We start from the raw sequence: 19,967 nt of genomic DNA on the forward strand, positions 1-19,967 counted from the left end.
TTATGACCCGTTATTTTTCTGATTTAGTTGAGCAGTCTATCTCGCGTAGTAAAGAGTCAACACTAAGTGTTCTTGGTATAACAGACCCCAGTTTACGCAATCACTTGAGTGACATTATGTCTGTTGATTGTGGTCAAGAGGATGCGTTCCTTGCTCCGCCTTTGTTCGAGCATACTTTCGGTTGGGAGTACGCTGAACCAAAGGTTTCTGAATTGGAGGGGGATCTACTCTCTAAAGCGGTGATTGATGCTCTTGATGACAAAAGCAATGGTCGATACCGATTTGAGGCAAAATTCAATCCATTTCAACACCAGCTTGAGTCATGGGGTACTCTTCTTGAAGATCCTCCAAAATCTGTAGTTGTCACGTCCGGTACAGGTTCGGGTAAAACGGAATGTTTTATGGTTCCAGTTTTGGAAGACCTTTACCGCGAATACCAACAGAAACAGTCGCCATTAGTGGGAGTAAGAGCCCTTTTCCTATACCCATTAAATGCGTTGATTAATTCGCAGCAAGAACGTTTAGATGCGTGGACTCAGCATTTCGGCGACGGCATTCGTTACTGTTTGTACAACGGAAATACTGAAAACAGTGAGAACAAGGTTCGCAAATTACAGCAAGAACATCGTAACGAAGTTCATTCTCGTGAGCTTATGCGTAAAGAGCCTGCACCAATACTTGTGACTAACGGCACCATGCTTGAATATATGTTAGTAAGGCAAATTGATGCGCCGATAATCGAACGTTCAAGAGAAGAAAAGTCATTACGCTGGATTGTTCTTGATGAGGCTCATACGTATGTAGGCTCACAAGCCGCTGAGCTATCATTGCAGTTGCGTCGAGTTCTGCATGCCTTTGGTGTAGAGGCTAAAAATGTTCGTTTTGTTGCCACCTCAGCAACCATTGCCGATGCCAATGCAACGGAGCAACTGACCGAGTATCTATCGAAACTAGCGGATGTACCCAAAGAGCAGATTAAAGTGATTGGTGGGCGTCGTGTTATTCCGGAACTGGATTTTGTGGAAACCGTTGAACGCACTTTGGACGACTTAGAGAATATAGAACCTGGTGGTGAACCTAGTAAAAAACCAAACCCTGAGATATCAAAGGAGCGATTCGCTGCACTTCAAGCTTCTTCCTATGCACATATCTTGAGAAAAGTCATTGTCGAAAGTGATGCGCCACTGACGCTCAGTGAGATCAATGAGAAGTCGAGTGTTTTATCCAATCAACCACAGTTAAGTCAACGAGACTTGTTACGCTGGTTAGATCTATTGACCGGAACAAAACGAGATAAATACTCGGAGGCGTTTTTAAAGCTGCGAGCTCACTTTTTTCAACGAATGACGAGTGGGTTGTGGGCATGTATCGATAGAAACTGTTCTTGTAAGCAAGGGACTAAACTCGAACAAGAATGGCCATTTGGCAGTGTTTACGCGGTGCAAAGGCAAGCTTGTGATTGTGGCGCACCCGTTTTAGAACTCAGTTTTTGTTTAGAGTGTAATGAGCCTCATTTGATGGGGCTAGATAAAAAAGGCAAGCTCCTGCAGTGGAATGGTAGTGCTGGTGATGAATTCTCACTGCAACAAGAAAGACTTGATGAAGATGATCAAGACGTTCAGCAGTTGGATGATACCGCTCGCTATCCGGAAATGTTTGGTGCCAAGCAAGATGACCACGAGCATTATGCAGCTATCAATATTGGCAAAGATGGTCTCATTGGTTCAGTAAAGCCAGGCTATGAACTCATGATGGATACTGCGAAGAAACAAACCTGCTGCTCCTGTAATTTTGAGGGATATAACCATGGTTCTCCGTTTCGTCGTGCCATGTTAGGTGCGCCATTTTATATCGCCAATGTTGTGCCAACACTATTAGAGTTTTGCCCTGATATTGTTGCTGATGGCCCCGAGGGACCACAATCTTTACCCGCACGTGGTAGACGATTAATCACTTTCACCGATAGCCGTCAGGGTACAGCTCGCTTGTCCGTAAGAATGCAGCAAGAAGCTGAGCGCTCCAAGCTACGCGGTGCTGTGATTGAAGTATTGCGAGAGAAACAACTCTCTCAGCCTCAGAATGATGATACACCTTCCGAGGGAGTATCAGCACAAGATCTTCTTGCTAAAGCTAAAGAGTTAAGAGCAATGGGGATGAATGGTCCGGCCGAAATGCTGGAGGCTCAGGCGAGCGCAATTGAAAGCGGTGGCGTCGATTTAACTCTGGCTAAGCTGAGCTGGAATGACATGGTGACAGAGCTTGCAAAAAAGAGTGATTTAAATGGTGCAATGCTTCAGTACAACCAATATTTGTCGCCAGAAATATTCAAGCAATTTGACGGTAGTGCGAAGCTCGCGGACATGCTGTTATTCCGAGAGTTTGCACGCCGCCCTAAACGACAAAATAGTTCAGAAACCCAAGGCATGGTCAAGGTTAGTTATGCAGGTCTCGATAAAATCAAAACCTGTCCTGATCACTGGGAAGAGTATGGCTACAAGCTCGATGATTGGTTAGATTTCATAAAAGTATCTCTCGACTTTTATATTCGTGAAAACAATTTCTTACGCCTCGAAGATGCTGGGTGGTTGAAATGGATTGGTAGCCGTTTTGCTTCTAAATCATTGCGTAATCCTGACTCTGAAGAAGCGAATGAAGGACGAGTGAAAAAGTGGCCACAAATCCGCAGTGGCAATCACAATCGCCTTGTCAAACTGTTAGCAGCGACCTCAAGCATAGACGCGGACTCTACCGTCGGTAAGGATATCATCAATGGTTGGCTGGCTAGTGCATGGCATGAGCTTACTGTAAACACTCGGATATTGTCGCCTGACAACAACCGTTTTGCTCTGGATCGTAACAAGATTACTTTCTCCTTCGTTGATAAAGTGTATATCTGTAAAGTCACTAATAAGCTTATTGATACGACCTTTAAGGGGATTTCACCTTATCTTCCACGCAAGGTAGAAGATATTAGTCTATACAAATGCGTGGAAGTGGAATTTCCGTGTATTTGGCAGGTTGAAGCAACTCAACATGACTATCAGAAAGGGCTGAAACACATACGCGAGGTAGTTGGTAAAGACTCGAAGGTAGCATATTTAAGAGAGCACAATCTGTGGACGGATATCAACGATCGTGCTGTCGAAGGAGGACTTTACTACCGTACAGCGGAGCACTCTGCGCAACAAAGCTCTGACCGCCTAAATGAATATGAAGATCTGTTCAAAAAAGGAAAGATCAATGTTCTCAATTGCTCAACCACAATGGAAATGGGTGTTGATATTGGCGGTATCAGTGCGGTTGTAATGAACAATGTACCACCACACCCAGCAAATTATTTGCAGCGAGCGGGTCGAGCTGGGCGAAGTAAAGAGTCTCGTGCTATTTCATACACACTATGCAAAGGAAACCCCCACGATCAGCAAGTGTTCCAACAGCCAAAGTGGCCATTTGTAACCAAAATTCCAGCGCCGTATATCGCGTTTAACTCTCAAAGGTTGATTCAGCGACATGTGAACTCGTTGTTGCTTTCAATCTTTTTGAAGACACAGATTGGCTCAACTAACAAAGAAAAAACCTCTTTGAACTTAGAGTGGTTTTATTTACCTGAAGGCAATGCTGTTTGTGATAGCTTTCTCAATTGGCTTGAGAGCGATGCGAGAGACTGGGACTCTGATGTAAGTGCCTTGGTTCGTGGAACGGGGTTAGCAGGCAGTCAACCTTCTGCATTGCGCGCATCCGCATCTAAAGTTATCCAGCAACTGAAAGGCAAATGGTTTAATGAGTTCAATTATTTAGAGCAGGAGTTGCTTGGAGCTGATGCCGAGAGTCCTTGCGCCTATCGGCTTGGACTTGAAAAAAGTAGGCTGGGACAAGAGTATTTGCTTAGAGAACTTTCATCCAAGGCATTCCTGCCTGGTTACGGTTTCCCTACTGATGTTGTTAATTTTGACAACAACAATATTGAAGACTTTATCCGTGAGAAACAAGGTAAAGAAAAGAAGTCTAATGAACGAGAGGACAATGTCTCGCGCTTTAGAGGACTTCCAAGTCGCAACCTAGCGATTGCAATAAGAGAGTACTCTCCGGGTTCTGAAGTGGTTCTTGATGGACGAGTGTTTCGCTCTGGTGGTGTTACATTGCATTGGCACAATGTATCTGACTCTGGAGTTAATGAAGCTCAAAAATTCGACTTGGCTTGGCGCTGCGATAGTTGTGGACAAACAGGATATGAAGAGTCTGTTTCTGCATCATCACTAAACATGAATTGTACTAACTCGGCGTGTGGAGCTCCTATCAAGGGACAACACATTAGACAAGTATTACAACCTACAGGCTTTGCGACAGACTTTTATCATGCTCCTTCAAATGACATATCGACACAAAAGTTCATTCCAGTGGAAGATGCTTGGGTTTCAACAGGAAAAGCTCCTTACATAGATCTTCCGAACAGAGCGATGGGGTTCATGGTTTCAACGGCAGAAGGTACTGTCTTTAACCACAGCTCGGGAGAATATGGTAAAGGATATGCCTTGTGTATGTCTTGCGGTCGCGCAGAGTCGTTGGACAAAAACGGAGACTATCCAGCCGCGCTAAACCCAAGTACAGCTCATAAACCGTTAAAAGCGGTTAAGAAAGACAAATCAGGTGAAGGAAATGTCACCTGTGATGGTTCGGCTACCTTGATGAAAGGGGTTCATCTTGGGTGCCACTCGAAAACGGACGTGTTTGAGTTAGTACTGAGGCATCCAGTTAGAAATGAGTATATTAGCTGTGACAATGATGGTCGTACCGTCGCAATGACATTAGCAGTCTCGCTTCGCGCGGCACTCGCAAAACAGCTAGGCATATCGACATCTGAAATGGGGTATGCGATTAGACCTACTATCATCGAGGGAACAACATCAGCGATGGTGATTCAGTTGTATGATGTTATTTCTGGTGGAGCTGGCTTCGCAAGTTCAGCAAGTCAATATATTCAGACAATTCTGGCGGATATGATTTCTGGGCTTACTTGCCCTAACTGCGTCTCTGGTTGTAGTGATTGTTTGTTAGAATCAGACACTCGTCATGATATAGATGAGATTGACACTGCACTGGCAAGGGATTGGGTAGGGAATGACTTCAATTACTATAATCGCCTTCCAGAGTCATTAGCCGAGTATAGTCCAGGTGAGTACCAGCCCTATTCAGTTCTTGGAACAATTCGCAAGCAGATAAACTTAGGTGCTAAATCGTTAACTCTATTTCTGAATCCTGACTGTGATGAATGGGATCTGACTCACCCAGACTTCAAGCGAACTATTGCTGGATACCTCTTGAGTGATGAGATAGGTGTGGCCTTAGTCTTGACCTCTTCCAAGTTAAGCCAGGAGTTTGAAGAGGAGCTGTGGACCTTCCAGCAGTTGGGTGTTCAGATTTCAAGAGCAGATGAGGTATCACCTCACTTAATGGCACAATTGAGCGATGGAAATAAAATATCAACGATTGCCAACACTGTAGCTGAAAACACGATCCCTGGAAAATTATGGTTACAGCAAGGTGGTATATCGATTTGCTGCGAAAGCACTAAACTTCACCCAATAAGTCCTTTTGAACTGTCAATCAGTAAGAAGGGGGAAGCTCCACAGATAGAGTCAATAGAGTTGGTTGAAGAGCTGAATGGCTCATTGAGTATGTTCGGAAAAGCATTCTGGATTACCATGTTCAAAACCAACCCTAAACTTGCTGAGTTATTAAAGAGCGAAAGCCTCTTTGAAGTTGAATACAGTGATCGATATATACAAAGCCCATCTTCAATGTTGATGATTTGTGAGCTGCTTGGCTACATATGCCGAGGCTTTGATAGCATTAGAACAGTCACGATTAATACGCTTTATCACGAAAAGCAAACAGTAGGTCACTACCTTCATCATGATTGGCAAGATAAGGGAGAGTTTATCGAGGCTTATGAGGTTTGGGGTGAGTTGAAGTTAGGTGTGAAACCTAGTGTGAAATGTCACGAAAAGCGCAGCTCTATCGCCCACCGAAGATTGCTAACCCTTAAACTAGAGTCTGGCAGAGAGCTAATCTTCAAGTTTGATCAGGGGGTAGGGTACTGGCGTATTTCAGATACGACTTCGAGATTCGATACAGTGAAATACAGCTTTCACTCAGACCTAGGCCCACAACTGCGAGACTTGAGGAGTAAAGAGTCAAACCTGGTTGTGAGCAATAGTGAGTCTTGGTCGACCGATGTGACTTTCCAAATTAAAAGTTAGCGGTATTGTTTCTCGGTAGATTGAAGAGAGGCGCACGCTTTTCATTAGCTATAGAGAAAACGAAGCTAGGCACCTAGTATCGAGAAATACAGGCTAGGTGCCATAGTCTATTCAAGCAAAACCAAGTTCGGTCATGCTTTCTACGCATAAAGTCTCGATAGATTTGATTGATGAAAGTTGTGCTGGATTCATTTGCCCACCGAAAACTCGATAGGTAAATGAACTAGCAGACTTGAACGAAGATAGTTCTTTTTCAATTTCAGGTACAGTGGTGCTAACAACACTTTTAACCTTTATAAGTTGGGCTCTGACTTCTTTCAGATGGTGAGAGGCTTCAACTTTTAGCTTTCTGAATTTCTCAAGTTCTGTTACTAGTTTGTGTTTTTCAGCTTTGATTTGCTTCGCCTTTTTATACGAACTTTTTGTAGAAAAATACACTAGTGGCGCAGCTACAATTCCTCCAAGTACCCAGAAGCCACCGGACATCCCTGCACCACCGGCCGCGAGAGAGCCTCCACCGAACCATGCAAGAGTGGCGTTTGTCGCTGCGATTCCTGAAAGAGAGGAAATAGCTGTACCAGTGGACGCGCTCCCTATAATAGATACGATGCTCCAAGCGCCAATTGCGGTGCTTCCACCAACTAAGCCGCCAAAGCCATTGGTTAAAATAGAATTATATTTTGTATTGAACTTTCGTACTTGAGAGTGTGGAGTTGCTTGCTTTGATGAATTTTTGAACTGATAGCTAGAATTAGTTTTTAACACCTTTTCTGCTTTCTTCATTGTGTAACTATAGTGTGCTAGTAAACTACCGATTTCATCCAAAATGTAGTTTGTTTGCTTCTGTAAATCTTCTAGTTCATTGAGTCCAGGTTGATAGAGTGCATCATAAATGTCTGAGTAATGTTTTTTCTGAAGAGCAAAAACATAAGCGCCACCAAGGGAGGTAATAGCCCCGAGTGCACGACTAGTGTTCCTTAAGAAGCTTTTTGTTCCTTCTAATTCAACGAAGAAAATGTCTTCAAAACAACTATCGAGTGCATGGAATGACTCATTTTCCATTTGTGTCGGGGTTTTATCACTGCAATCGACTAGGTTTCTGTAGGCGGTGATAGAGTTTTGAGTAGACTTAAGTTCGGATGGGTAATTCTTTGGTGTATATGTGTACATGAGTCATAGTTACTTCGGATATCTTTTGGTGTTAATAATATCAATATATAAAGAGGGGTGATAGTTGGCTACAACTTGTTTGGATGGATAAGTCGTGAGCTTAGGGCTTGAACTATATGAGTGAGATACACATGGTTAATAATTCGTGTTACTACGAACTTACGTCCATTTGGTATTTGTTGTTATTACTTTAATAGAAGTCATGCCTTTCGTGAGAAAACGATACACGTTTTATTTATTATTTGTAATTAGGCGTTCGACTGCGTGGTAGCAGATGATTTTTGCGGTTGATAGTGACAATAGAATGTCCTAGATTCTGGCTTTAGGTGCTTCGCAGGTAAGGGGATGTAGTTTACCCTTCAATTCTTAGTTTTGGACGTAATTTATGACAAATAATCACTCTACACTGCTATCTTTTCAGCTGGGAGAGGGCACTGATCATCAAGGAAGGCTAATTAGCGACATATGGGAGTTTAACGAGTTTTGGCTAGAGCACGACCACAAGTACATTCAGTGGTTGTTTCCAATTGATATACAAACAAAGTTTAACAAGCATGCTCCGATTCTGACCGAGAACGATAGAGCAGAGTTTTCTTCGTCGGAAATGCTTCAGAAAACGCAGAGAAAGTCCTTAGAACTGATGCTTCGTTTTTTTGGCCTACACTGGGAGGGGGAAGAAATCGTACCAACCACCCAGCTAAATATCCGTGACCATATCTGGCTAAAACGTGGTGGCCACAACCATCTTCGAATCTCACGAATAATTCGCAGCCTTGCGCTATGTGGACAGCCCCAATTAAGTTTCAAGTTTCAACAGGCGATAGTTAAGGCTGCGCAAGAACATGGTGAAGTCAGTGAAGAGTCATTGGCTTATTGGTTGAAAGCAGGACACGGTTTGGGTGTGGTCAATTGACGAAGGCCTGAAGCTTGAGTGACTAATTGTTTTTGAGTTCGCTAATTTTTACTGCAATGTACGATAACAGTCGTTTACTAACGTGATACTTGATTCGTCAAAGTGATGTCAATGATGCTCATATTAAACACCTGCATGTGGTACTTTGCCAAAGACGAATTTCGCAGTATCGGATGCAGGTGTCCTAGACCCTAAAATCCAAAGCGATTTGGGATGTATGTCACGTAACGAAAACAAAGATAAAAAGTATATGCATATGTATAGGGAATTTGAATTTTAATGAATTTCTATTTAAAAACATGCGGTTATACATTTATGGCAATCTCTCACTCACCGCCACATTCTAAGCCTCAGCAGAAATGCTGGGGCTTTTTCATTTCATCTAATTGAGCGAAAGATTAGGACTAGTAAGACCTAAATCCTCTAACCGTGATTCACCTCAAACCATCTAACACTATTCTAAGACCTCCTAGCATTATGCAACTCTGCCTTATATTATGGGACCAACCCAATAACAGGCTCTCACAATGTCCATAACATCCTCTTTCTACGACAAAAATGCAGACTCGTTGGCTAAACAATATAACTCACTAAAGTTTGAGGAAGTGCACTCCTCTTGGAAACCATATTGGCCTATTGAAGGGGATACGGTTTTGGATGTAGGTGCGTCATCGGGCCGAGATGCAAAATGGATGACGCAACAAGGAGCGGAGGTTTTTGCGTTGGAACCGTCGCTAGCAATGAGAGAAATAGGTAAGGCGAACACTGGTGATGACGTAACGTGGTTACAAGATGAATTACCTAGTTTAAAAGCTGCACAGAGCCTTGGAATTCGGTTTGACTTAATTTTGGTGAGTGCTGTTTGGATGCATGTCCCGCCGAGTCAAAGAAGTCGAGCGTTTCGTAAGCTATCAAACCTCCTTGCTCCTAATGGAAGACTGATCATCACTCTACGTCATGGCCCCTTTGACGATGAGCGAATTGGCTACCCAGTTTCAGCATCAGAATTGGAGCAATTTGCCAAAGACACGGCTTTACTTGTTAAAGCTGTGTGTGATTCGGGTGACTCATTAGGGCGTAGCCGTGTATCTTGGCAAACCGTGGTCTTAAGCTTACCCGACGATGGCTCTGGCGACCTAAGTAAGGTACGACATATCATCGTCAATGACAGTAAGAGCGCAACCTATAAATTGGCGCTACTGCGAGTACTTTTACGTATAGCCGATGCTCACCCTGGATGCGTGTCAGATAGAACTGGCGGTGAAGTTGCCATTCCTTTGGGATTGGTGGCGTTATATTGGGTTAAAGCCTTTAAGCGTCTAATCGATATCGGAAAATTACAGCAGAATAGCAACCCCAATAGTGGATTGAGTTTTGTGACAGAAGAGGGTTGGCATCAGCTCAAACATTTATCAGCGGATGATCTTGCTGTTGGTAGCCTGTTTTGGGGAGACGAAGCGAAAGCGTTGCAGAAAACAATTCAGGCGTCGATTAAAGCCATGAAAGAAGGGCCAATCGCCCATATCTTTACCGGAACAAAACAAGACAAGAAATACGAGTTCTCAACCTTAGCGCCAGCCAAACGGCGTAGAACACAAAGTAATGTGTATCTAGATACTCAGTTTTTCGAAAGTTATGGTTTCTTTGTTCTTAAGCAGAGCCTTTGGGAGTGCTTCAGGCTCTATAATTCTTGGATAGAACCGTTGGTAGTCAATCAGTGGGTGATGCAAATGCAGCGTTTTGAGTTGAACCGGAAAAACAATATATCGCTGCAAAGCTACCATGACTGTCTGGTTTGGTTGGATAAGGATCACGATACACGAGAAGTGCGGAAAAGGGTGGGTGAGTTGCAGCGAGAGAAACATCGCGTGTCGAGCGTTTGGAGCAATACCAAACTAACTAAGTCGTTTCATGTTGATCATTGTTTGCCTTTCGCTTATTGGCCAAATAATGATATGTGGAACTTGCTCCCCACGACCGAAAACGAAAATACTAGTAAAAGTGACCGTTTGCCAAGCAAGAAGCGGTTAGTCGAATCTAGAAATCGTATCGTGAACTGGTGGCATCTTGCTTGGGGAGAACAAGACCAACATAGACAGCGTTTTTTCACTGAGGCCACTCTGTCGCTACCTAACCTTCCTCCTAGATGTCAGGATTTTGAAGAAGTTTTTGATGCGATGGGGCTACAGATTCGGGGTGTGAAGAGTCGTCTGCTTATCAATGAATGGTAGTGAGTGACCAAACACAAAAAAGCTCCCTACGGGAGCTTTCCAATTACCAATTCTCAATTCAAACCACCAAGCCCAAAACTCAGCAACCTGCTTATTTCGAATAACTCGGCGTTCTTGCCACGCGGCGTTTAGTTGCTGCTTTTTTACCAGCTGGCTTCGCCATTTTCTTCTCAATTTCAGCTTTTGCTTTTACAAAGCGCTCTGGAAGAATTTGCGTTGCGAATACATCTTCAACCGTTTCAGCGCGTTTGATGAGCTCTGCTTCGCCGTCTTTCACTAGCACCGTTGCTGGGCGTGGTAGTGAGTTGAACTGGCTCGCTTGAGACTCTGCGTAGTGACCGACATCCATAATCGCTAGCACGTCTTTTGGTTGTAGAACTGGCATGCGCGCGCCGCTTTCCCAGATAGATGGGATACAGATTGGGCCTGCGATTTCAGTGGTTCTCTCTACCAATGGTTGGGTCATTTTGTTTGCTGGAAGAACTGGGTTCTTCGATTCTTGAGACTCGACCAATGTAGCTAGGTAAGTCGATGCATCAACCATGGTGTAGGTGTAATCCATCTCTTGGTCGTCTTTCACAACGTATACCGAGGTAAGTAGCGTGCCGATGTTGCCTGCGATATAACGACCTGGTTCTAGCCATAGTTGTGGTACTTCGAAGCCTTCTTTAGTGAACTCTTCTAGCATGCCCCCACACACTACTTTTGCGTAGTCTTCGATGGTGTTCGGGTTCATCATGTTTTCTTTGCTACGACACTCAGGCTCACGCTCACGTGGCCAGCCGCCGCCTAGATCAACTTGGAAAGGTTGAACGCCACACTCACGAGATATTTCGATAATGTTGCGTGCGTATTCGCGGTATAGCGCATCCCAACCTTCAGGCTGTTTAGAGAAGCGGCCTAGGTGAGTGTGGAAACCGTAGAATTCGAACATGTCGATTTCTTTTACGCGGTTGATGATTTTCTTCGCTTCTTCTTTTAGCAAGCCGAATTTGATCCACTTCATCGCGCCGATAAAGTTAGGGAACGGATAAGCATCTGGTTCGAAGTCATTGAAGAAATCTTCAGGGATAACTTTTAGACGAACCGCAATGCGTACTTTTTCCGCTGGTTTCACTTCGCGAGCGATACGCTCAACGATTTCAATCTCTTCGTAAGAATCTAGGTGAATCGCGTAGCCGTATTCAATTGCTTTACGGATAGCAAGTTCAGGCTTAACGGTACCGTTCAGTGCGATGGTTTTTGGGTCTGCGCCAGCAATGTATGTCGCTTCAACTTCACCTGGACCAAAGCAATCACCGCCCACGCCTTCTTCGTTACAGATAGCTCGAACCGCGAAGTTGGTATTCGACTTGATAGCAAACATCACGTTGACTGGTTTTGGCCAGTAGTTGCCAAACGCGTTTTTTACACGGCGCAGGTTGTTACGAAGCGTGTCTTCGCTCAACACGAATAGCGGGCTACCGTATTGCTCGATAAGATCAGTGGCTTTGCAACCACCAATTAATAAGTCGTCACCTTGAGTGGTTAGCTCGTCGGTTGGAGTCAGAATGTTCTCAAGACGCTCAGCATAGTTCTGGTTAGCTTTGTGCTCTGCTAGAAGCTGTTGCTGTGTCTCTAAAATAGTGCTCAGTTGCTTTACAGACTCTTCTAAAAGCGCTTGATTTTTCATATTCATTCCTCACGAAGTGTTCGTAATTGGGTATCGATTTGATGAACGCTAGTCTATCTGGAGGTCAAAAATGCAGCATGTCACTGAGGGTCAATTTATTTTACACCTAGTGTTAACGTATTGAATTAATGTTGCTTTTGTCAGAAAGCAGAGGTTGGGATTGGGCTGATAGGTTAACAAACTACGGTTGTGGGTGAACTAACGTATTGTTTGCTAAGAGGCGAGAGATAGTGAGGGGCTACGTAATGAGTCAAGTTATTGCTGTGGGTTATTTGCGTTAATGGGTCAAATAAGCTGACACCCAGTGACATCGTGTTGATGAGTGTCTGGGTTAAATTATAGCCATACTAGGTGAGGAATTAGCCTTACTAAACATGTCGAAAAGAACTGGCATAACGCCTAGCTCTTCACAATACCCAATTTTACGAGGTAATCACTATGTCTTTTGATATTAACAACGCTAAAGGTGTATTCGCGACAGTGGACGCTGCGATTGAAGCTACTCATAAAGCTCAACGAGAGTTCTACGTAAACTGTACCAAAGAAGGTCGCGAAGCCATCCTAACTGCTATTCGTGAAGCAGTATTAGCGCGAGCAGAAGACTTCGCAAAAATGGTTCGTGAAGAGACAAAACTGGGCCGCGTGGAAGACAAAATCGCTAAGCACCATCTTACGGCAATGAAAACGCCGGGTACGGAAGTACTGGATACTAAAGTATGGTCTGGTGACAACGGTATTTCTCTTGGTGAGCGCGCACCTTATGGTGTTATCGGTGCGGTAACGCCTGTGACTAACCCAACAGAAACCATAGTGAACAACGCAATTTCGATGCTTGCTGGTGGTAATGCGGTTACGTTTAACGTTCACCCATCGTCTAAAGTGGTTTCTGCGGTGATGATTGACTTGTTAAACAAAACCATCGTAGAAGCAGGCGGCCCAGAGAACCTAGTGACCATGGTAAAAGAGCCAACACTAGAAACACTAAACGAAATTGCTCAGTCACCACTGATTAATATGCTTGTGGGTACAGGTGGCCCTGGTCTTGTTAAGGCTATCCTACAATCTGGTAAGAAAGGTGTCGGCGCAGGCGCTGGTAATCCGCCAGTAATCGTAGACGCTTCCGCTAACCTAGATCTAGCAGCGGCGGGCGTGTACGGCGGTGCCTCTTTCGATAACAACCTACTGTGTATTGGCGAGAAGGAAGTCTTCGTTGAAGAGGCCGTAGCAGATGCATTCCTTGATAAGCTAGAAGAAGTTGGCGCTTACGTGCTAACAGCAGAAGAAGCAGAGCAGTTAACTGAGCAAATTCTGACGCTAGATGAGTTTGAAGGCGCGAAGCCGTGCACAGCCCATGAGATTGCTCGTGTTTGGCACCCGGTGAAGAAACACGTCGGTCAAGATGCAGGTGAGATTCTAAAATCAATCGGTGTTGAGTCTGATACTCGCCTTGCAGTAATGCTGGTAGAAAACGACCACCCATTGGTTCACGTAGAGCAAATGATGCCAGTGCTTCCTGTGGTTATCTGTAAAGATATCGATGAAGCCATCGACCGCGCAGTGGCGGCTGAGCGTGCCAATAAGCACTCGGCATGTATCTACTCGGGTAACATCGAGAACGTGACTAAGTTTGGTGCTCGTATCAACACCACTATCTTTGCGCACAACGGCCCAACGCTGTCTGGTGTGGGTTATAACGCAGAAGGAACGTCTACGTTCACTATCGCGGGTCCAACGGGTGAGGGTATTACTAACGCGTTATCGTTTACTCGTGCTCGTCGTTTTGCTATCGCTCAAGGTGGTCTGCGTATCGTTTAATCGATGGTGTGATGACCCGTCCTGAGATGAGTTGAAAGCCGGAGCGTTTGCTTCGGCTTTTTTGTTTGATTGCCGCAGGAACGTTTCCTCTGAGAGATGCGCGGGCAGTAGACATCGACGGCTTTAACCAGAATAACGCTGTCATTTTAATAGGTTAACGATTTTATGAAGTCAATTTGAATACTGATTATGCCCATATTCCAATTAAGTACCACAATGTAACAGTGCTTGTAGCACGTTGATATTGCTAAATTTGTTCTAAGAGGGCGTGTTGATACGAAGATCAAATTTAACGACTGATTTATCAAATAAGCAGTTCCTTCCATTTATTTCTATGATACTGATATTTTTATCTAGTAGATCTTCCTAATTCAAACCTTCATTCGAACTGAGCTTAATTTTCGTACAAGTTGCAACATTTCGTAATCCCTCTTTATGTCTGAAAAACAAAGGATAAATCACACTTTCTAAAATCAAATGTTGCTCAGTTGTTAATCAAAACTAGGTTTTTGAATAGCGCTCAGTTTTTAAGGTTGAGCTTGAAGCAGAGGGATAGGCAGTAGAAATGGACAGTCGTTACGTACAATTCAAGAATGTAAAAAAGAGTTATGACCGACACAATTTTGTGGTGAAAGACTTTAGCCTCGACATCGCTAAAGGGGAGTTTGTGACACTGTTGGGGCCTTCTGGCTCTGGCAAAACCACATGCTTAATGATGCTCGCTGGGTTTGAAGATGTAACCAGCGGTGGGATAGAAGTCAACGGAGAACTCATCACTAACGTTGCGCCTTATCATCGCAACATCGGCATGGTATTTCAGCACTACGCATTATTCCCTCATATGACGGTGGCAGAAAACCTCGCTTATCCCCTTAATGTTCGCAAACTACCCAAAGAGCAAATCAAACAGAAGGTTCAAGAGTTTTTAAAACTGGTGGAGCTCGAACACTTTGGTGACCGCTATCCGGGTCAGCTCTCCGGCGGTCAAAAGCAGCGTGTGGCACTGGCGCGTTCGCTGATTTTTGAGCCTTCGATTGTTCTTATGGATGAACCTTTAGGTGCATTGGATAAAAACCTTCGCGAGCAGATGCAATTTGAAATTAAGCGCTTGCACGAACAGTTAGGTTTTACCGCCATCTATGTTACCCATGATCAGACCGAAGCACTTACTATGTCTGACCGTATTGCAGTGTTTGAGGACGGCGTAGTTCAGCAGTGTGCGGACCCTTCTACGCTGTACGAGCGTCCAGCCAATGCGTTCGTCGCCGATTTTCTCGGCGAGAATAACCATCTTCCGGGGACTTTAACCAAAATTGACGGCGACCACGCTCATGTTGAATTGAGCGATGGGACTCAAGTTGTGGCGACGGCAATCAATGTTCCTGAAATTGGAGAGCGCTGTATGTTGGCAGTGCGCCCAGAAAACTTCTTTATCGGAGACAAGGACGAAGTGAACAGTAACCAAGTCTCCGCTACCTTTGTCACCCGATTGTACGTTGGTGACTTCATTCGTTACTTCTTTAAGTTGCAAGACGGCAGAGACGTGATGGTGAAGCTCCTCAATGACCAACAAGCACCGACCTTCAAGGCCGGTGATGTAGCCAGCCTAACGTGGTCCATTTCTGATGGGTTAGCGCTTGATCACCCTTAGTCAAGGAAAGAAAGGATATATGATGACGAAAATGAAAAAGTGGCTTCCTATTGCTCTTGCGCTTGGACTGAGCAACGCAGCAATGGCGGACCAACTAACGGCAGTGTCGTTTGGTGGTGCTTACGGCGATGCCCAAAAGAAACACATGCTTGATCCGTTTACTGAGAGTACCGGACACAAGGTGCTGTCTGAAAACTATTCAGGCGGTATCGCAGAGCTTAAAGCCCAAGTAGAGAGTGGCAACGTGCTTTGGGACGTGATTGACGTTGAGGTTATCGACCTTGAGCGAGCCTGTTCAGAAGGTTTGCTAGAAGTATTCCCAATGGATACCTTGCCTCCGGGTGATGACGGTACGCCAGCCAAAGATGACTTCAGCAAAGAGGCGCTCGCTAATGAGTGTGGGGTAGGTAACATCGTTTGGACTGTCCTTTTCGCCTACAACCACGACACCATTCAGGGGGGCAAACCAAGCTCGATTCAAGATCTTTTCGACACTAAAACGTATCCAGGTAAACGTGCTTTTCGTAAGCGTCCTCAAGTGAACCTAGAGTGGGCACTACTGGCTGATGGCGTTGCTAAAGAAGACGTGTATGACGTGCTAAGTACCGATGAAGGCCAAAAACGTGCGTTCGCGAAACTCGATACTATCAAAGACGACATTGTCTGGTTCGACAGCTGGTCGCAAGCGCCTCAACTACTTAACGATGGTGGCGCGGTCATGGTTCAGTCGGCGAACGGTCGCTTCTTCGATGCCATTCAACGTGAAGGTAAACCGTTTGAAATGGTCTGGGATTCGCACGTTTACGATCTCGATGTTTGGGCGATTGTAAAAGGCACTAAAAAGAAAGCGTTAGCGGAAGAGTTCATTCGCTTTGCAACGGGTTCAAAACCACTGAGTGGTATGCCTGAAGTGGCGTATGGTCCAACTCGTAAATCCGCTTATCAGTATGTGGATCCTGCGGTTATTCCAAAGCTGCCATCGTCTCACCTAGATGAAGGGGTAAAAGCATCGGGTGATTTCTGGGCTGATTACGGTGAATCACTGGGTGAGAAGTTTAACGAGTGGTTACTTCAATAGCCTCAATCCTATAAACAAAAGTTGGGCTATCTAAAAGTATTAGATAGCCCATTTAATCGAGTTTTTAAGCGTTTAGATTCAAGGATGAAAACAGAATGGCGAGTGAAAATACGCTAACACTGACAGAGCTTTCTGAGAGTAAGAAGAAGCATCGCAGCAAACAGTTAATGCTGTTTTTGTTTACTTTGCCACTGCTGCTGTTTGTGTTTCTTTCCTTTTTAGCGCCGATCACCACCATGCTTTATCGCAGTGTTTATCATCCGACGGTTGCTCAATTGGTACCAAACACCTTAGAGGCGATGGCATCATGGGATGAGTCAACCGGAGCCATGCCGCCTGATGAAGTTATTCAGGTATTCACGTTAGAGCTTCATGGACTCGCACAGGAACGCCGTTCCGGAAAGTTGGCCGAGGAAATCAATCGCTCACTGCCGGGCTCTTCAAGTCTTATCAAATCCACGGCACGAAAAATCAAAAGAATGTCGATCGAAGAACTGCGTCTCGAAGGAACCGATATTCTATTAGATAAACATAAAAAGTGGCGCTCCCCCGACGTGTGGGTAGCGATTAAAGTGTCGGGCAACAAATGGACTGAACGTTACTATTTAACAGCTCTGGATCTGAAAAAATCATTGCAAGGCGACATCGAAGCCAGAGACACAAAAATCTATATCAAACTGTACTGGAAAAGCTTGAAAATCGCCCTGTACATTACTTTGCTCACAGCGATTATTGCGTTTCCATTATCTTACTATTTGTCTACAGCCTCACCGAGCAAAGCCAATAAACTACTGGTGTTTGTATTGTTGCCGTTTTGGACCTCATTATTGGTTCGAACCACATCATGGATCGCGCTTTTGCAAACCAACGGGGTAGTGAATAGTACCCTAAAAGCGATAGGCATTATTGATGAGCCACTTGATCTACTATACACCGAGTTTTCGACCATCATTTCAATGACTCATATTTTGCTGCCTTTCATGATTCTGCCGCTCTACAGCGTAATGAAGAACATTGACCCAAGCTATTATCGTGCGGCGCTGTCCCTAGGTTCTAAACCCATGCCAGCGTTTTTTAAAATCTATTTCCCAATGACATTACCCGGCTTAAGTGCAGGAGCTCTGCTGGTGTTTATTATTTCTATTGGTTACTACATTACGCCCGCGCTGGTCGGGGGTACGGACGGGCAAATGATCAGTAATATCATTGCGTTCCATATGCAGTCATCCAATAACTGGGAGTTAGCAGCAGCACTAGGCAGCTTGCTACTGGTTCTGATTTTGGCGCTCTATTGGTTATATGACCGCTGGGTAGGCGTGAACAACATTAAGTTAGGTTAACAGTATGAAGAGATTTCCAAGCTATTTTACGCCTCTGCAAAAACTGGGCTCACTGTCTCTTTCTGCTAGTGCGTATTTGACTCTGTTTTTTTTGATGATGCCGATTTTGGTGATCATCCCGCTTTCATTTAATGCCGAGCCTTATTTTAGTTTTACGCCAGGGATGCTGGCATTTGAAAAAGAAGCCTATTCGCTCGAATGGTACGCTGAGATTTGGCATGATGATAACTGGCTGCTCGCCATCAAAAACAGCTTTTTAATAGGTATTTGCGCCACGATTATCGCCACAGTATTAGGGACATTAGCCGCAATAGGGCTAAGTAACTCAGCGATGCCAATGCAGCGCATCATAATGGCGATCTTGTTGTCTCCGATGATTGTGCCTTTGATTATTACCGCTGCGGGTATGTTTTTCTTTTATACCCAACTCAACTTGGCGGGCACGTTCTGGGGGGTGGTGATTGCACACGCAGCTCTAGGGACGCCATTCGTTATCATCACAGTGAACGCGGCATTAGCGGGCTTTGATTATTCGCTTGTGCAAGCCTCGCTGGGAATGGGCGCAAGACCGGTTTATACCTTCGTTAAGATCATTATGCCGCTAATCAGGCCTGGAGTGATTTCGGGGGCGTTGTTTGCTTTTGTGACCTCGTTTGATGAAGTAGTAGTCGCACTATTTTTGGCAGGACCGGAGCAAAAAACAATTCCGAGACAGATGTTCTCGGGACTAAGAGAGCAAATCAATCCGACCATACTGGCCGTTGCTACCTTGTTGGTCGTCTTGTCGGCTATCTTATTGTTTACTATTGAATATTTGCGCGCCAGATCGGAGCGCATCAAGATCAATAGTTGGTAATCCATTTCTATCGCAGTCTATCTTTGAACGATAGGCTGTTGTCTCATTACCTTGCTTTCTTCACCTTGTTTTGTGTGTTGATTTTGGGTCTGTACTTGCTTGAAAACTGTGAATTATCTTTAACTTTCAGAACGATAGCGGCGGGTGTACCGTAGTTGGGTTTTTCGTTTGTTTAATCCAAGTATCAAGGACCCTAAGATGAACATTAAAAGTTCGCTGAAGCTTATTACTCTCTCTGTACTTCTTGCCTCTCCACTGTCATTCGCTAAAGTCTACACCACCACCGATATGCAGGCTGTCAGCCATCAAGCGCCACAAATGGAAGTCTATAAAGACATCAATTGGGTGTCAGTATCTGACATTCAAAAGCAGCTTCCTGACCATCCAATTACTGTCGGTTTGGATATCGACGACACCATGCTGTTCTCTTCACCAGTGTTCTATCGCGGCCAGCAAAAATATTCTCCGGGATCGAATGCGTATCTTAAGAATCAAGACTTCTGGAACGAAGCAAGCACAGGCTGGGATGATTTCTCCCTACCTAAGCATTCAGCGCTTGCCTTAGTTAACATGCACCTAGCGCACGGTGACACTATTTACTTCATCACCGGTCGTAACGCTCCAGAAGGCAAAGAAACATTAACCAGCACCATCCGCCATTTGTTCCCTAAAGATCGCCGTGACCAAATCAAATCTGTGGTCTTCGCTGGTGGCTTAGAAAAAGAGAAACAACTCAAACAAGCTGGTGTTGAGCAGTACTACGGTGACTCAGACTCCGATATCACTAGCTCAATGCATGTGGGCATCAAAGCAATCCGTTTCCTTCGCAACGAACAGTCAACCTACGTCCCTATGCCGCAAGCAGGCAAATACGGAGAACCTGTTTTGATTGGCTCTAACTACTAGTTAGTCACACTTAAACAAAAGGGCGCAGCCAAAAGCCGCGCCCTCAAACACTTAGTCTTCTTATATATCGTCCTC

11 protein-coding genes are annotated in these 19,967 nt (G+C 44.7%); 9 read left to right on the forward strand and 2 right to left on the reverse strand.

Annotated features, from left to right (window positions below):
* Positions 1 to 2 precede the first annotated feature (2 nt).
* Positions 3 to 6,260: a DEAD/DEAH box helicase gene (locus tag HOP38_RS05485; RefSeq protein ID WP_198557615.1), complete on the forward strand. Its 6,258-nt coding sequence runs from the start codon at positions 3 to 5 to the stop codon at positions 6,258 to 6,260.
* Between the two features lie 111 nt (positions 6,261 to 6,371).
* On the opposite strand, the gene HOP38_RS05490 is transcribed toward HOP38_RS05485, so the two are convergent.
* Positions 6,372 to 7,430, reverse strand: a complete 1,059-nt coding sequence (locus HOP38_RS05490; RefSeq protein WP_198557616.1) for a hypothetical protein — start codon at positions 7,428 to 7,430, stop codon at positions 6,372 to 6,374.
* 385 nt (positions 7,431 to 7,815) lie between these two features.
* On the opposite strand from HOP38_RS05490, the gene HOP38_RS05495 reads away from it, so the two are divergent.
* Both HOP38_RS05495 and HOP38_RS05500 read left to right on the forward strand, forming a co-directional pair.
* Positions 7,816 to 8,343 carry an opioid growth factor receptor-related protein gene (locus tag HOP38_RS05495; protein ID WP_198557617.1) on the forward strand — a complete coding sequence of 176 codons (528 nt, stop codon included), beginning with the start codon at positions 7,816 to 7,818 and terminating at the stop codon, positions 8,341 to 8,343.
* Between the two features lie 527 nt (positions 8,344 to 8,870).
* Entirely contained in the window at positions 8,871 to 10,574 is a 1,704-nt protein-coding gene (locus HOP38_RS05500) for a class I SAM-dependent methyltransferase (protein WP_198557618.1), read from the forward strand.
* Between the two features lie 91 nt (positions 10,575 to 10,665).
* Here HOP38_RS05500 and HOP38_RS05505 read toward each other — a convergent pair whose 3' ends face one another.
* Positions 10,666 to 12,246 carry a diaminopimelate decarboxylase family protein gene (locus HOP38_RS05505; protein WP_198557619.1) on the reverse strand — a complete coding sequence of 527 codons (1,581 nt, stop codon included), beginning with the start codon at positions 12,244 to 12,246 and terminating at the stop codon, positions 10,666 to 10,668.
* A 438-nt stretch (positions 12,247 to 12,684) separates the two neighbouring features.
* Between HOP38_RS05505 and HOP38_RS05510 the strand changes: the two genes are divergently transcribed.
* From HOP38_RS05510 to aphA, 6 genes are all read left to right on the forward strand, one after another.
* Positions 12,685 to 14,061, forward strand: coding sequence for an aldehyde dehydrogenase EutE (locus HOP38_RS05510; protein WP_038228030.1), 1,377 nt, complete (start codon positions 12,685 to 12,687; stop codon positions 14,059 to 14,061).
* 565 nt (positions 14,062 to 14,626) lie between these two features.
* Positions 14,627 to 15,712 carry an ABC transporter ATP-binding protein gene (locus HOP38_RS05515; protein ID WP_006071538.1) on the forward strand — a complete coding sequence of 362 codons (1,086 nt, stop codon included), beginning with the start codon at positions 14,627 to 14,629 and terminating at the stop codon, positions 15,710 to 15,712.
* A 22-nt stretch (positions 15,713 to 15,734) separates the two neighbouring features.
* The gene (locus tag HOP38_RS05520; RefSeq protein ID WP_242456509.1) at positions 15,735 to 16,790 is read left to right on the forward strand and encodes an ABC transporter substrate-binding protein; all 1,056 of its coding nucleotides are present in this window, start codon (positions 15,735 to 15,737) and stop codon (positions 16,788 to 16,790) included.
* A 95-nt stretch (positions 16,791 to 16,885) separates the two neighbouring features.
* Positions 16,886 to 18,130 (forward strand): ABC transporter permease, encoded by a 1,245-nt coding sequence (locus tag HOP38_RS05525; protein ID WP_198557620.1) that lies wholly within the window; start codon positions 16,886 to 16,888, stop codon positions 18,128 to 18,130.
* 4 nt (positions 18,131 to 18,134) lie between these two features.
* Positions 18,135 to 18,986: an ABC transporter permease gene (locus HOP38_RS05530; protein ID WP_006071541.1), complete on the forward strand. Its 852-nt coding sequence runs from the start codon at positions 18,135 to 18,137 to the stop codon at positions 18,984 to 18,986.
* Between the two features lie 198 nt (positions 18,987 to 19,184).
* Entirely contained in the window at positions 19,185 to 19,892 is a 708-nt protein-coding gene (gene aphA, locus HOP38_RS05535; RefSeq protein WP_198557621.1) for an acid phosphatase AphA, read from the forward strand.
* Positions 19,893 to 19,967 lie beyond the last annotated feature (75 nt).

The sequence above is a fragment of the Vibrio mediterranei genome, from assembly GCF_013364395.1.
Lineage (GTDB): Bacteria > Pseudomonadota > Gammaproteobacteria > Enterobacterales > Vibrionaceae > Vibrio > Vibrio mediterranei.